The 14,655-nt window shown below is 59.8% G+C and carries 15 protein-coding genes; 14 read left to right on the plus strand and 1 reads right to left on the minus strand.

Annotation, left to right across the window (positions count from 1 at the left end; genetic code table 11):
* Together ACLGGT_RS02855 and ACLGGT_RS02860 are read left to right on the plus strand one after the other, a co-directional pair.
* On the plus strand, positions 1–696 hold the full coding sequence (locus tag ACLGGT_RS02855; protein WP_437195006.1) for a CoA transferase subunit A: 696 nt from the start codon (positions 1–3) through the stop codon (positions 694–696).
* Positions 696–1,325: a 3-oxoacid CoA-transferase subunit B gene (locus tag ACLGGT_RS02860; RefSeq protein ID WP_008279119.1), complete on the plus strand. Its 630-nt coding sequence runs from the start codon at positions 696–698 to the stop codon at positions 1,323–1,325. The genes ACLGGT_RS02855 and ACLGGT_RS02860 overlap by 1 nt, the downstream gene beginning before the upstream one ends.
* A gap of 75 nt (positions 1,326–1,400) precedes the next feature.
* Here the strand turns inward: ACLGGT_RS02860 and ACLGGT_RS02865 are convergent, their stop codons facing one another.
* Positions 1,401–2,219 (minus strand): lytic transglycosylase domain-containing protein, encoded by an 819-nt coding sequence (locus ACLGGT_RS02865; protein ID WP_081506842.1) that lies wholly within the window; start codon positions 2,217–2,219, stop codon positions 1,401–1,403.
* A gap of 356 nt (positions 2,220–2,575) precedes the next feature.
* Between ACLGGT_RS02865 and ACLGGT_RS02870 the strand changes: the two genes are divergently transcribed.
* From ACLGGT_RS02870 to ACLGGT_RS02925, 12 genes are all read left to right on the plus strand, one after another.
* Entirely contained in the window at positions 2,576–2,779 is a 204-nt protein-coding gene (locus tag ACLGGT_RS02870) for a Flp family type IVb pilin (RefSeq protein ID WP_008279121.1), read from the plus strand.
* Between the two features lie 222 nt (positions 2,780–3,001).
* On the plus strand, positions 3,002–3,871 hold the full coding sequence (gene cpaB / locus ACLGGT_RS02875) for a Flp pilus assembly protein CpaB (RefSeq protein ID WP_008279123.1): 870 nt from the start codon (positions 3,002–3,004) through the stop codon (positions 3,869–3,871).
* Between the two features lie 191 nt (positions 3,872–4,062).
* Complete coding sequence (locus ACLGGT_RS02880; RefSeq protein WP_008279124.1) at positions 4,063–5,481, plus strand: type II and III secretion system protein family protein; 1,419 nt, start codon at positions 4,063–4,065, stop codon at positions 5,479–5,481.
* A gap of 16 nt (positions 5,482–5,497) precedes the next feature.
* Positions 5,498–6,160 carry an OmpA family protein gene (locus tag ACLGGT_RS02885; RefSeq protein ID WP_008279125.1) on the plus strand — a complete coding sequence of 221 codons (663 nt, stop codon included), beginning with the start codon at positions 5,498–5,500 and terminating at the stop codon, positions 6,158–6,160.
* Positions 6,161–6,415: 255 nt separating this feature from the next.
* The gene (locus tag ACLGGT_RS02890; protein ID WP_008279126.1) at positions 6,416–7,666 is read left to right on the plus strand and encodes an AAA family ATPase; all 1,251 of its coding nucleotides are present in this window, start codon (positions 6,416–6,418) and stop codon (positions 7,664–7,666) included.
* 16 nt (positions 7,667–7,682) lie between these two features.
* A complete protein-coding gene (locus tag ACLGGT_RS02895) occupies positions 7,683–9,128 on the plus strand; it encodes a CpaF family protein (RefSeq protein ID WP_151976709.1) in 1,446 nt (481 codons plus the stop codon).
* A gap of 5 nt (positions 9,129–9,133) precedes the next feature.
* Positions 9,134–10,102, plus strand: coding sequence for a type II secretion system F family protein (locus ACLGGT_RS02900; RefSeq protein WP_008279129.1), 969 nt, complete (start codon positions 9,134–9,136; stop codon positions 10,100–10,102).
* Between the two features lie 10 nt (positions 10,103–10,112).
* Positions 10,113–11,093 carry a type II secretion system F family protein gene (locus tag ACLGGT_RS02905; protein WP_008279130.1) on the plus strand — a complete coding sequence of 327 codons (981 nt, stop codon included), beginning with the start codon at positions 10,113–10,115 and terminating at the stop codon, positions 11,091–11,093.
* A gap of 14 nt (positions 11,094–11,107) precedes the next feature.
* Complete coding sequence (locus tag ACLGGT_RS02910; RefSeq protein WP_008279131.1) at positions 11,108–11,659, plus strand: tetratricopeptide repeat protein; 552 nt, start codon at positions 11,108–11,110, stop codon at positions 11,657–11,659.
* 29 nt (positions 11,660–11,688) lie between these two features.
* A complete protein-coding gene (locus ACLGGT_RS02915; RefSeq protein ID WP_081506843.1) occupies positions 11,689–12,546 on the plus strand; it encodes a tetratricopeptide repeat protein in 858 nt (285 codons plus the stop codon).
* 9 nt (positions 12,547–12,555) lie between these two features.
* Positions 12,556–13,056 carry a prepilin peptidase gene (locus tag ACLGGT_RS02920; RefSeq protein WP_008279133.1) on the plus strand — a complete coding sequence of 167 codons (501 nt, stop codon included), beginning with the start codon at positions 12,556–12,558 and terminating at the stop codon, positions 13,054–13,056.
* A 157-nt stretch (positions 13,057–13,213) separates the two neighbouring features.
* Positions 13,214–14,524, plus strand: coding sequence for an ATPase (locus ACLGGT_RS02925; RefSeq protein WP_008279134.1), 1,311 nt, complete (start codon positions 13,214–13,216; stop codon positions 14,522–14,524).
* Positions 14,525–14,655 lie beyond the last annotated feature (131 nt).

Consider the following 14,655-nt stretch of genomic DNA (forward strand, 5'->3'; position numbering starts at 1 on the left):
ATGAACAAGGTTTACGGCTCGGCCGCCGAAGCGCTGGACGGGCTCTTGCGTGACGACATGCTGATCGCAGCGGGCGGCTTTGGCCTCTGCGGCATTCCCGAATTGCTCTTGGCCGCGATCCGCGACTCGGGCGTCAAGGATCTGACCTTTGCCAGCAACAATGCGGGCGTGGATGATTTCGGCATCGGTATCCTGCTGCAAACGCGGCAAGTGCGTAAAATGATGTCCTCTTATGTGGGCGAGAATGCCGAATTCATGCGCCAATATCTGAGCGGCGAGCTTGAGCTGGAATTCAACCCACAGGGCACGCTGGCCGAGCGGATGCGCGCGGGCGGCTGCGGCATTCCGGGTTTCTACACCAAGACCGGCGTCGGCACTCAGGTGGCCGAGGGCAAGGAACATAAAGAGTTCAACGGCGAGACCTATATTCTCGAACGCGGCATCTTTGCCGACCTCTCTATCGTCAAGGCGTGGAAGGCCGACACCACCGGCAACGCCATCTTCCGCAAGACGGCGCGCAACTTCAACCCGCCTGCCGCCATGTGCGGCAAGGTCTGCGTGCTGGAGGTCGAGGAAATCGTCCAACCGGGCGAATTGGACCCCGACAAAATCCACCCGCCGGGCATCTATGTTCACCGCTTGGTGCAGGGCACGCATGAGAAACGTATCGAACAACGTACCGTGAGGGCAGCATAATGGCTTGGGATCGCAATCAGATGGCCGCCCGCGCGGCGCTCGAACTCGAGGACGGGACCTATGTGAACCTTGGGATCGGCATTCCAACGCTGGTGCCCAATTTCATTCCCGAGGGCGTGCATGTCACGCTGCAATCGGAAAACGGCATGCTGGGCATGGGGCCCTTCCCCGTTGCAGGTACGGAGGACGCAGACCTCATCAATGCGGGCAAGCAGACCATCACCGAACTGCCCGACACCAGCTATTTCGACAGCGCCACCTCCTTTGGCATGATCCGGGGCGGCAAGATTGCCATGGCAATCCTTGGCGCGATGGAGGTGGCCGAGAATGGCGATCTCGCCAACTGGATGATCCCCGGCAAGCTGGTCAAGGGGATGGGCGGCGCCATGGATCTTGTGGCGGGCGTGGGCCGCGTGGTGGTGGTCATGGACCACACCAACAAGCACGGCGAATCGAAAGTGCTCAAATCCTGCACCCTGCCGCTGACAGGGACAGGTGTGGTCAACCGGATCATCTCGAACTTGGGTGTGCTCGATGTGGTCGAGGGCGGTCTGAAGATTGTTGAGTTGGCCGAAGGTGTCACCGAAGACGAATTGCGCGCCGCAACCGAGGCGACCATCGTCAATTGACCCCTATCACTTAACCATCGTCACCAGACGATCGTTTCCCAGAATCCAAGGCCGGGCACCGCAAGGGTCCGGCCCTTACTTCATGGCAAGATTGAGCGCGCAGGCATCGGTGATCAACTCCGGCTGCGTCTTGCACAGGCCCCGCGCCACCTCATAGGCGGCCAGAACCTTGGGGATGTAATCGCGGGTTTCCGTATAGGGCGGGACACCGCCATGCTTTTTGACCGCGTTCTCGCCTGCATTATAGCCCGCGAGTGCCAGCACCACGTCGCCTTTGAACTCGCGCATCAGCCAATCAAGATAGGCCACCCCGCCGCGAATATTCTCGGCGGGTGCCAAGCTGTCGGTCACACCAAAGCGGCGTGCTGTATCCGGCATAAGCTGCATCAACCCCTGCGCCCCGGCAGAACTGACCGCCGCCGTCCGCCCCGAGGATTCAACCGCGATCACCGCCAACACCAATGCAGGCGAAATCTGCGTGCCGATGGTCTGGCTCAAAATATGCCCGCCTTCGGCCCGCGCAATCTCTTGCACCGATTGCAGGCGCGGCGCGCTCACGCCCTTGCCTGCGGGCGGTTTGGCCAGATGCTCCATCGCCGCACGCAGGCGCAGCGCGCCATCCGTGCCGATATCGGCGGGCACATTCTCCCAGAACCAGCCATAGGCGGCCCCGCGCGGTGTGGCGGGTGCCTCTGGCTCTTTGTTCGCGACCGCCGCGCGCGGCGGTTCGGGCGGCGCAGGCTCAATCTGCACCAAGGGCCCGCGCCGCGTTCCCGGTGCGGGCGCCTTTTCCCTCTTAAAGGTGAAGTCGGCAAAGGGCTGCGGCGCCTGCGCCGCAAGCGGGCCTGCCCCTGCGAGAATCGCAACAGACACCAAAAGGTATAAAAATCTCATAGCGGGCGCTGCTCTGCCTCTGATTTATTGTCTCCAGTATCGCAAATATCCGGGCTTCACGCCAGCATTGTTCCTTACCATGACCTGAACCACCCACATTTGCGCCACAATTCCTGCTTCAAAGCCTTTTTCAAACAATTTTTCAGAGTTTCTTTTGTTATCTTTCAGTATCTTAAGATTTTTCTCTAACTATTTTTGGAGTGCACGAAAATTGGTCCAGTGACGCCAAATTCCCGCCCGATTTGACCGGCTATATGGCATCACACCACGACGGCAACGGACCATAAAACACTGGGGGTCCTGAACCGAAGCGGGTGTAACAACACAAGCAACTGATCCTTTGGAGGGACCAAACCATGATTAAATTCTTCAAAAACTTCTCGAAAGACGAAGACGGCGCAGTAACGGTTGACTGGGTCGTGCTGACCGCAGCAGTCGTTGGCCTCGGCATCGCCGGCGTGTCCACCGTCAGCACCGGCATCGGCAACCTCGCCACCTCAATCGGCACCGAAGTGGGCGGCTCGACAGTTGTCGACCTCGGCACCCTGGGTCAGCAGTAATCCAGGCGCCCGAGCCTGACACAGGATCAGGCACTCAATTAAAATGGCCACGGATAGGTTCTATCCGTGGCCATTTCCTTGCCTGCCCCACCCATGTCCCGCGCGTCTTAATGGCGCTATATCGCCCCCGCTTGTCCCTGATTTTGACACAATGGCGCGATATCACAGGCTTTGATCTCCGGTTACATGCCGGACCACGTCTTGCGATGAAAGGGAAACCCCATGCGAGCAGTTTTCGGATTGGTGCTGATCGTGGGCCTCGGGCTCGCGGGATTTGCTGTCTACATGGCCAAGAATTACATCGACGGATATCAGCGGCAACTGGAGGCAGAGCGTCAGCAACGCGCCCCCGTCATCGAAACCGTTGACATTTTTGTCGCCACCCGCGCCTTGCAGTATGGCGAGGCCCTCGACAAAGACGCGGTGCGCCTCACCGCCTTTCCCAAAACATCCCTGCCCGAAGGCGTGTTCAAAGCGACAGAAGAGCTTTTCCCGAAAGGCGAGACCGTCGCGCGCCGCGCCCTGCGGCGGATGGAAATGAACGAGCCTATCTTGGCCGTCAAGGTGACAGAGCCGGGTGCAGAGGTGGGCATCACCTCGCAACTCGAACGCGGCATGCGCGCCTTTGCCATAAAGGTCGATGTGACCAGCGGTGTTTCGGGCTTTCTTCGGCCCGGCGATACCATCGACATCTATTGGACCGGCAGCGTCGGCGCGGGGAACATGCGCACCGAAGGCAATTCCATGGGCGAAGTGACCAAACTTATTGAAAACGGGGTCAAGCTCATTGCCGTGGATCAGGTGGCCGACATGGATACCTCCGAGACGGTCATCGCCCGCACCGTAACCGTCGCCGTCAAACCGCAACAGGTTGCGGCGCTTGCTCAGGCCCAATCGACCGGGCGTCTGTCGCTGTCGCTTGTGGGCGCGCTTGACGATACGGTGGCCGAGGTGATCGAAGTGGATCAACACAGGTTGCTTGGCATCACCGCCGAAGCGGTGATCGAACAGGCCCCCCTGCCCGAGACCTGCACCATCCGCACCCGGCGGGGTGCCGAGGTGATCGAAACCCCGATCCCCTGCACCAACTGACACGCTGCATATTGTCGAGATAAGGCACCCGCACACGGGTGCCTTTTTCGTGTTCAGGAAATTAGACACACTCCTAAGAAAAATACGCAAAACTGTATTGATTCTTGAAAAAAATTCCGAACTGTCCCAAAGTAAATCAAATGCGGGCGCTAAGACCCGAAAAATGAGGCGTGATCGGAAAGGCAGGTCACATGAAATTGCGTAGACATATTTGCGCGGCCCTTCTTGGGCTGGCGCTTGTTGCAGGCCATGCGCCGCAACCTGCACAAGCGGAAAGCATCCGCGTGGTGCGCAATGGCACTTCAAGCGCCCTCAGCGTCGCGATGAACCGTGCCGTTGTGGTCGAGAGCGACTCTCCCTTCGCAGAGCTCAGCATTGCCAACCCGGCGATTGCTGATTTCTCCACCCTGTCTGAACGCACAATCTATGTGCTGGGCAAGACACCGGGCCGAACAACGCTCAGCCTCTTTGATGGCTTGGGCAAGCTCATTACCAATATCGACGTGCATGTCAGCACCGATATCGAAGAATTCAAGGAACGCCTGAAACAGATCCTTCCGGGCGAACCCATCGAGGTTCGCAGCGCGAATGACGGCATTGTCATCTCCGGCACGGTCTCGAGCACGTCGCGCATGCAGCGCGCCCTTGATCTTGCCGAACGCTATGCGCCTGAACGCGTGTCCAACCTGATGTCGGTCTCTGGCAAGCAACAGGTCATGCTCAAGGTTCGCTTTGCCGAAATGCAACGCAGCGTGTCCAAGGCGCTGTCATCCTCGCTGTCGATCGACGCACGCGGGGCCAATAGCGTTGGCGTGATCGGCGGCACCAACACAACCAACACACAAGGCGGTGTGCTGGGCACTCTTGCCGGGGCTATTCCGGGCACGAACGAGAACAACGCCGCCTTTGCCTTTGGCTTTGACGTAGGCTCGGTCGAGGTGGGCATCCTGCTCGAGGCGCTGGAAACCAAAGGCGTTGTGCGCACTTTGGCGGAACCAAACCTAACCGCCCTCTCCGGCCAAGAGGCCAAGTTTCTTGCTGGTGGCGAATTCCCTGTGCCCGTGGCTCAGGACAATGACACCACGTCGATCGAATTCAAACCCTTCGGCGTCGAGCTGAACTTTGTGCCGCGCGTTGTGGACGACGGCATTATCAACCTCGAAATGGCCGCTGCAGTTTCTTCCATCGACACGGCCAACTCCTTGGTTTCAAACGGCTTTGCCATCCCTGCCTTTCGCCGTCGCGACACGTCGACCACTGTGGCGCTGCGCGATGGTGAAAGCTTTGCCATCGCAGGCCTGCTTCAGGATGATTTCCGCGACAATGCCGGTCAGGTGCCTTGGCTGGGCGATGTGCCGGTTCTCGGTGCCCTTTTCCGCAGCGCCGATTACCAGCGCTCGCAGACAGAACTGGTGATCATCGTATCGGCCCATCTCGTCTCACCCTCCCGGGGCGAGGCACTGGCCCTGCCCACGGATCGCGTGAAACTGCCCTCAGAGAAAGATCTCTTCCTCAATGGCCGCGTCGCCAGAGGCGTGAGTGACAAGGGGCCCGTTGGCGAGGTTGCCAAGCAGGATTTCACCGGGTCCTACGGCTATGTGATGGATTGAGCGGGGGAAACGGGCAATGAAACATGTTTTCGCAATCGCCGGGCTGATCGCCGCAACTGCCTGCACCTCGCAGGATGCGGTCTACCGATCCTATTTTGGAGAGGCGGGCGCGCATGTGGATAATGGCCATTTCGGCGAGGCGGTGATGAACAACCACCTCGTGATGACCGGCGAGCGCAGCTATACCTTCGATCTTGCCAATCGCTTTGCCAGCGAGGTGATGAGCACCGTCAACTTCGCCTTCAACTCAGCAGAGCTGGACGCAGGCGCACGCGATACCCTGCGCGAACAGGCCCAGTGGATACGTCAATTCCCCGAAGTGCGCTTTCGCGTCTATGGCCACACCGACGCGGTTGGCTCCGACAGCTATAACAAGAGTCTCGGCATGCGCCGCGCTCAGGCCGTGGTCGCCTTCCTCACCAGCCAGGGCATAAGCCGTGCCCGTCTCGAGGCGGTGGCATCATTTGGCGAAACCCAGCCGCTGATCGTGACCCAAGGCCGCGAACGCCGCAACCGGCGCACCGTGACCGAAGTCTCGGGCTTTGTGCAATCGCATCCGATTATCATGGATGGCAAATACGCCGAGGTCGTCTATCGCGAATACGTGAACAGCGCTGTGCCACGCTCGACCTTGCTCAATGTCGAATCGTCCTCTGGCTCCGACGACTCTGGCGGATAACGCGCCAACACCAGTTTCTCCCTGTTCGGCTCTGTACGGACCACCTCAAACCCGCCCCTTTTGGGCGGGTTTTTTGTCGCTAAAGACCGCACAATTACGATCTTTTGGCCCAAATGTCGCCAATATTCCCGCGCATCTTGCATCCTAGCCAAAGGTTTCCGTCGCATGCGGTGCCGGGCTGGATGGCCGTATTTCCATGTCCAGCCCGCGTATTGGCGATCACCGCCGGGCGACGGCAAGAACAGGACCGAGAGAATGACGAGTAGTGTAGCGAAACAGTCTGATCCCAACCCGATCGTTGCCTGCACCATCAGCCGCGACGTGCAGAACTTTGACCTGCTGATCGAGGATATGGAGGCCGCCTTGGGTGAATCTTGGGGCGATTTGGGCTTTGCCGAGGCGCTGGCCTTTTTCAACCAGCCCGAGGCCAACACTTTGGAATTCGTGGCCGTCGCCATCGACGAGGCCGACGAAGACGATCTCGTCATGCTGGGTGAGATTATCTCGCTGGCCAGCAAAAAAGGCATCAAGGTCATTTTGATCGCCGAGGATGTCAGCCCCGCCGCCCTGCACCAATTGCTGCGTCAGGGTGCCGATGAATTTGTCCCCTACCCCCTGCCCGAGGGCGAGCTTCAGGCCGCTATCGACCGCCTGCGCCACGCGCCCCCGCCCATGCCTCAAAGCCAAAGTGCGGCCCAAACCCATCCTGCCCTCGCCAATCCAACCGCTGGCGATGGCGTGATCCTTGCGGTGCAAGGATTATCGGGCGGGACAGGTGCCACCACCCTTGCAGTCAATCTCGCATGGGAGCTGGCCAATGTCGAAAAAGCCAGCCCGCCGCGCGTGTGCCTTCTGGATTTCGGCCTGCAGTTCGGATCGGTCGCGACATATCTCGATCTTCCGCGCCGCGATGTCGTATTCGAAATGTGGTCCGATACCGAGGCCCTGGATGATGACATCTTCCGGCAGGCGCTGGTCGCCTTTGAGGATAAACTCTGGGTGCTGACCGCCCCCGCCGATGTGCTTCCGCTTGATATGATTTCTTCCGAGGATGTGAACAAACTTCTCAGCCTCGCGCGCAAACACTTCGATTACGTCGTGATCGACATGCCCGGATCGCTGGTCCAGTGGACAGAAGCGGTTTTGCACGCCTCACAAATCTATTTCGCCACGCTCGAGCTTGACATGCGCTCCGCCCAGAACGCTTTGCGGATCAAACGGGCCATGCAGTCCGAGGATCTGCCCGTGGACAAGCTGCGCTATTGCCTCAACCGCTCGCCAAAATTCACAGATTTGAACGGCAAGAGCCGCGTCAAACGCATGGCCGAAAGCCTCGAAATCCGGATCGAACTGCTTTTGCCGGATGGCGGGCGTGCCGTCTGCCAAAGCTCGGATCACGGTCTACCGCTGGCCTCCAGTGCCGCCAAGAACCCGCTGCGCCGCGAAATCGCCAAATTGGCCAGCTCCTTGCATGCTCTTGGCAAGAGCGACGCCGAAGCCGCCTAACCAAAGGTAGGACCAGATGTTCTCTCGATACAAGAAATCGCCCAGTGACCGGGCTGCCCCCAAGGCCTCCACCACACCCGCACCGGCCCCCCGGACCGCACCGGTCGATGCCGCAGCCCTACCGTCCTTCCGCAAACCCTTGCCCAAGGTCGCAGCGGTGGCCGTCGGCGTGGACAAAGAGCGCAAGCGCAAAGATCGGATCAGCGAGATCAAGATCGAATTGCACCGCGCGATGCTTGACCACCTCAATCTCGCCGCACTCGACTCGGCCACAGAATCCGATCTGCGCAGCGAAATCAGCTCTATCGCCGGCGAAATTCTCGAAGAAAAGGGCATCGTCCTCAACCGCGAAGACCGCATGCAGCTCACGCAAGAGCTTTATGACGAGGTCAAGGGCCTCGGGCCTCTTGAAACCCTGCTCAAGGATGACACGGTCAACGACATTCTCGTCAACGGCCCACATCAGATCTTTATCGAACGCGCGGGCAAGCTCGAACTCAGCGACGTCACCTTCAAGGATGAAAAGCATCTTCTGCGCATCATCGACAAGATCGTGTCGGCGGTGGGTCGGCGCGTGGACGAATCCAACCCCTATGTTGACGCCCGCCTTGCCGATGGCTCGCGCTTTAACGCGATGGTGCCCCCCGTTGCGGTGGATGGCAGCCTTGTGTCCATCCGGAAATTCAAAAAGGACAAGCTCGGGATCGACGATCTGGTGAAGTTCGGGGCCTTTTCCGAGGAAATGGCCGCCTATCTCCAGGCCGCCGTCGCCACACGCCTCAACGTCATCGTCTCCGGCGGTACCGGCTCTGGTAAAACCACCACGCTCAACGCGCTGTCCTCTTTCATCGCCAATGATGAACGCATCCTCACAATCGAGGACACCGCCGAATTGCAACTGCAACAGATCCACGTCGGCCGAATGGAAAGCCGCCCGCCCAACGTCGAAGGCAAGGGCGAGGTATCCCCCCGCGACTGTCTCAAGAACGCGCTGCGGATGCGCCCCGACCGGATCATCGTGGGCGAAACCCGCGGTGAAGAGGTGATCGACATGTTGCAGGCCATGAACACCGGCCATGACGGGTCGATGACCACAATCCACGCCAACAATCCCCGCGACGGCATCAGCCGTCTGGAAAACATGGTCGCCATGGCTGGGCTCGAAATGCCGCTCAAGGCGGTACGCAGCCAGATCGCCAGCGCCGTCAACCTCATCGTTCAGGCCAGCCGCCTTCAGGACGGCTCGCGCCGGATGACCTCGATCACCGAGATCACCGGCATGGAGGGTGATGTCATCTCGATGCAGGAAATCTTCCGCTTTCAGCGCGTGGGCCTGACCCCCGACAACAAGATCATCGGCCATTTTACCGCCACCGGCGTGCGCTCACACTATTCAGAACGCTTCCGGCTCTGGGGCTATGATCTGCCCTCCCATATCTACGAACCCATCGCAGCGGAGTAACGCAGATGACCCTCAGTGCCGAACCCATCATCTATGCGTTGATCTTCGTTGGCGTCCTCGTTCTGGTCGAGGGGATCTATCTCACCGTCTTTGGCCGCTCGATCAGCCTCAACAACCGGGTCAACCGGCGGCTCGAAATGCTCGACAAATCGGGCAACCGCGAAGAGGTGATGGAAAAGCTGCGCAAGGAAATGCAGCAGCATCTCAAGGCGCGCAGGCTCCCGCTCTATGCGATCCTCTCGGACAAGGCCCAAAAGGCCGCCATCGCCTTTACCCCCCGCCAACTGATCCTTCTCATGGTCGGTCTCAGCGTTCTGGCCTTCATCGGCCTGTCGGTCGCCACGGATACCGCGGCCCCGGTGCGCGCGATTGCCTCTGTGGGCATTGGCGTGGGCGGCATCTTTACCTGGATCAGCATGAAAGCATCCAAACGTATGGCGCTGCTCGAGGAACAATTGCCCGACGCCATCGAACTCATGGTGCGTTCCTTGCGGGTCGGCCATCCGTTTTCATCGGCCATCGGCATCGTTGCCACCGAGGTGGGCGATCCGCTCGCCACCGAATTCGGCATCATCGCGGACGAGGCCGCCTATGGTCGCGACATGGGCGAGGCGCTCAAGGAAATGGCCGAACGGCTCGATATGCAGGATTTGCGCTTTCTCGCCGTGGCCGTGACCATTCAGCAGCAATCAGGCGGCAACCTGGCCGAGATCCTCGCCGGTCTGGCCCAGGTGATCCGCGCCCGTTTTCGCCTTTTCCGCCGGGTCAAGGCCATCACCGCCGAGGCAAAATGGTCCGGCAAATTCCTCTCCGCCTTTCCTTTGCTCGCGCTGGTCGGCATTCAGCTGCTCAAGCCCGATTACTACGACGAGGCGATGGAGCATCCCTTCTTTATCCCCGCTGTTCTGGTCGTCGGCGTTTTTCTGGTCTTGAACCTGATCGTGATGCGCGCCCTCGTAAGCATCAAGGTCTGAGGAACGTATCATGCAAATTCTCTCAGTTCTCAACGATGTCCTGACCGGCGCGCTTGGTCCCTTTGGCCCTCTCATCGCCGTGGGTGGTCTGGGTGTGATGCTCATCCTGCTCACGATCCCCCTGATGTTGCGGCAAAAGCAGGACCCCCTCGAAAAACTCAAACAAGAGAACCAGCGCAGTTCCACTTCGGTCGGCACCAAGACCAGCCTGCGCGCCGGCGTACAGAACAAGAAACTCGACCGCTACGCGACCTTCCTGGAACCGCAGGATGCCAAGCAACTCAGCCAGATCCGCCTCAAGCTGATGCAGGCAGGCTATCGGCATCGCGATGCGGTGCGCTATTTCCACTTCGCGCAATTCGCGCTCGGGGTCGGCCTGCTGATCCTTGGGGTGATCTATTATGTCCTGGTCAAATCGGGCACCGAGACCAGCACGCAAGAGACGTTGATGTATATCCTCGGGCCTGCCGGTATCGGCTACATGATGCCCAAATATTGGGTCACCAAACGCCAGCAGAAACGCCAAGAGGAAATTCAGGACGGCTTCCCGGACAGTCTCGACATGATGCTCGTGTGCATCGAGGCCGGTCAATCCATGGATCAATCCATCATCCGCGTCGCCAGCGAAATGCGCGCCTCCTACCCCGCGCTTGCCGACGAATTCGAAATCGTCGCCCTTCAGATCAAGGCTGGCCGCGACAAGCCGTCAGTGCTGGGCGAAATGGCCGAACGCTGCGGCGTTCAGGATATTTCCAGCTTTGTGACCGTTCTGGTTCAGTCGCAAACCTTCGGCACCTCGATCGGCGAGGCGCTGCGCGTCTATGCTGGCGAAATGCGTGACAAACGCGTCATGCGCGCCGAGGAAAAAGCCAACAAGCTGCCAACCAAGATGACATTGGCCACGATGATGCTTACAGTGCCGCCATTGCTGATCATTCTGGTCGGGCCTTCAGTTCTGGGTATCATGGACCTGCTGGCAATGAGCAAATAACAGAGCGGAGCGACATGATAGGGCGGGCGGTGGTATTTCTGGTGGGCACACTCGCTCTGGCAGGTTGCCTGACACCCCCAAAACATGATGGGCCTTTCGCCCCCGGCGTGGCCCCCGGCGGACAGGCCGTAGATGGGCTTCTGGTTGGGCATCGCCTGATGGATGCGGGCGAATACGAACTTGCGCACAAGGCCTATACCCGCGCCGCCGTCACCCAAGGCCTGACCGCCGATGTACTGGCAGGCTTGGGCAGCGCCAATCTTGCCCTTGGGCGCCTTGGCACCGCCGAACGCCTTCTGCGCGAAGCCATCGAAAAGACCGACGCCACCCCCGAAACCTGGAACAACCTCGGCGTCGTGCTGGTCGAACAGGGCGAGTATCCCGAGGCAGAACAAATGCTGCGCCGCGCCTACGCCCTCGACAATGGCGAAAGTGACGCAATCCGCGACAATTTGCGCTTAGCACTCGCAAAATCGGAAAATTCCGATTATGGTGAACCGGAAGAGCAAGATTATAAACTGGTACGGCGGGGCAGTGGCGATTTTCTGGTCCGCAAGATACCATGACGAGGCCGAGGCAGTAAAAGGACGCACAAATGCGCCACCCTATTCTTGTTTCCCTGTGCGTGGCAGGGGCGTTTGCCCTGTCCGCCTGTGAGCAGTCCAGCGGGAATGACGTAGACCGCGCTTTCCAAGACATCAATGTCGTGGACGAAACCAACCTTAATGACGTGATGCTAACCGCCAGCGACCCGAACGAGGCGGTTGCCTATTTCCAGCGCTCCGTGGGCGAAAAGCCAGATCGTATCGACCTGTTGCGCGGCTTGGGCCAATCTCTCGTGCGCGCCAAACGCAACACCGAGGCCGTCTCGATCTGGACCCGCGTCACCGAACACAAGGACGCCACGGATGAGGACCGCGTCGATCTGGCCGATGCCCTGATCCGCAACAACGAATGGGACCGCGCCAAGACGGCGCTGGACAGCATTCCGCCCACTCATGAAACCTTCAAACGCTACCGGCTCGAGGCAATGGTCGCCGACAGCAAGCAAAACTGGACCAAGGCCGACAGTTTCTATGAAATCGCCGTTGGCCTCACGACCCAACCTGCCAGCGTGATGAACAACTGGGGCTATTCCAAGCTGACGCGCGGCGATTACCCCGGAGCAGAGCGGCTCTTTACTGATGCCGTGCGCCAAGACCCGGCACTCTTCACCGCCAAGAACAACCTCGTTCTGGCCCGCGGCGCACAGCGCAACTACTCCCTGCCCGTGCTTCCGGTCAGCCAGACCGAGCGCGCGCAATTGCTCTATACGCTTGGCCTGTCGGCCATCAAACAGGGCGATACCGCGATTGGCGAAGGGCTCTTGCGCGATGCCGTCGAAACCCATCCGCAGCATTTCGAGGATGCCGTGCGCTCGCTGCGCGCGCTCGAAACCAAGGTCGCAGGCTAGGACCACCCGATGTCGCTCGAAATCACCGCGCAATCGGCCCTCTGGTTCCTGCCTTTCGTCCTGCCGGTCTGCATTTGGGTCGCACTCAGCGATCTGCGCCGGATGAAAATCCCCAACACCGCCGTTCTGACGCTGGTGGGGATTTTCCTCGTGATCGGGCTGATGACCCTGCCGCTCGTGGATTATGCGTGGCGGCTCTCGCATCTGGCGGTCATGCTGGTGGCGGGCATCGCGATGAACGCTGTCCGTCTGATGGGCGCGGGGGATGCCAAATTCATCGCTGCGGCCGCCCCTTTTGTGGCACTTGGCGATGCCGCGACCCTCGCCTTTATCTTTGCCGCCACCCTGCTCGGGGCTTTTGTGACACATCGGGCGATCATGTATAGCCCCCTGCGCCGCCTTGCCCCTGACTGGCAGAGCTGGCACGCGGGCAAAAAGTTCCCCATGGGCTTTGCCTTGGGCGGCACGCTTGCGATCTATCTGGGTCTGGGCGCGCTCTATGGGGCCTAAAGCATTCGCAGAAAACGTTGCGTGACTTTTTCGGTTCTAGATTGCGCGCAATCAAAGGGTCAAAGCGCCCCAGAGCTGCCCGACACTCTCCACAATTTCTGCACCTTTTGATGCGACGGTGACGGCAACGCAGTCCGACCCAGCACAGGCAGACCAGATGAACATGCAGGCCAGCACCGGCGTTCAGCCGCCCCCGCCCCCGTCTCGGCTAGAAGAAATGCGGTTGCCGGTCGTGATGATGCGGGACATCCTGCTCAAGACCATGTTCCGCAAGAACCTCGATCTCGCCATCGACATCGCCGAGGCGATTTGCCTGCCGCGTGCGGTCACGCAAGAGCTGATCGACATGGCCCGCGTGCAAAAGCTGATCGAGGCAACCGGCACGCTCAACGCCAATTCCAGCGGCGAAATGGGCTATCAACTGACCGACGCGGGCAAATCCCGCGCCCTCGACGCGCTCAGCCAATCGGAATATTTCGGGGCCATGCCGGTGCCGCTCTCGGTCTACCGCGAACAGGTCAAACGCCAGTCGATCCGCAACATTCAGGTCACGCGCGAACAACTGACCAATGCCATGGGCCACCTGATCCTGCCCAAGGCCCTGCTTGATCACCTTGGCCCCGCCGTCAGCGCTGGCCGTTCGATCCTGATGTATGGCCCGCCCGGCAACGGCAAATCCTCGATCTCGAACGGCATCCGCGATGCCATGGGCGACAAGATTTACGTGCCCCGCGCCATCGAATATTCCGGGCAGGTCATCACCGTCTACGATCCCATCGTCCATTCCAAGGCCGAGGTCGAGATTGACGATCCCGGCAGCCTGCGCCGCAAACGCACCTTCGACACCCGCTATGTCCGCTGCGAACGCCCGACCGTGATCACCGGCGGCGAACTCAGCCTGTCGATGCTCGATCTCGTCTACAACCCCACGGCGCGCACCTATCAGGCGCCGCTGCAACTCAAGTCCACCGGCGGCATCTTCATCGTCGACGACCTTGGCCGTCAGGCCGAACCGCCACAGGCCCTCGTCAACCGCTGGATCGTGCCCTTGGAAGAGGCCAAGGATATTCTCGCCCTGCAATCCGGCGAGAAATTCGAGGTTCCGTTTGATACGCTGGTGATCTTCTCGACCAACTTCCACCCCAACTCGATCTTCGACAAGGCCGCGTTGCGCCGGATTTTCTACAAGATCAAGATCGACGGCCCCTGCCAATCCGACTTCCTCAAGATTTTCGCCATGGTCGCCCGCAAGAAAGGCATGCCGCTCGACGAAGCCGCACTGATCTACCTGATCAAGGAAAAATACCCCACGATCGACAATGTCTATGCCAATTATCAGCCGGTCTTTCTGATCGACCAGATGATCTCGATCTGCAACTTTGAGGGCATCCCCTATCAGATGACCCCCGAACTCATCGAACGCGCCTGGGCCAATATGTTCGTGCGCGAGGAAGAGATTTTGCACTAGGGCGTGTTGCGCTCCATCGAAACACACCCGTCCCGGGCCTGACCCGGGACCTCGCCAAGTCAGCGTGAAGGCCCCGGTTCGGGAGCCGGGGCGATGAGAACCTGATCATACGCGACGCGCTTTAGAGCACT

The sequence above is a fragment of the Roseovarius sp. MS2 genome (assembly GCF_051447875.1).
Classification (GTDB): Bacteria; Pseudomonadota; Alphaproteobacteria; order Rhodobacterales; family Rhodobacteraceae; genus Roseovarius; species Roseovarius mucosus_A.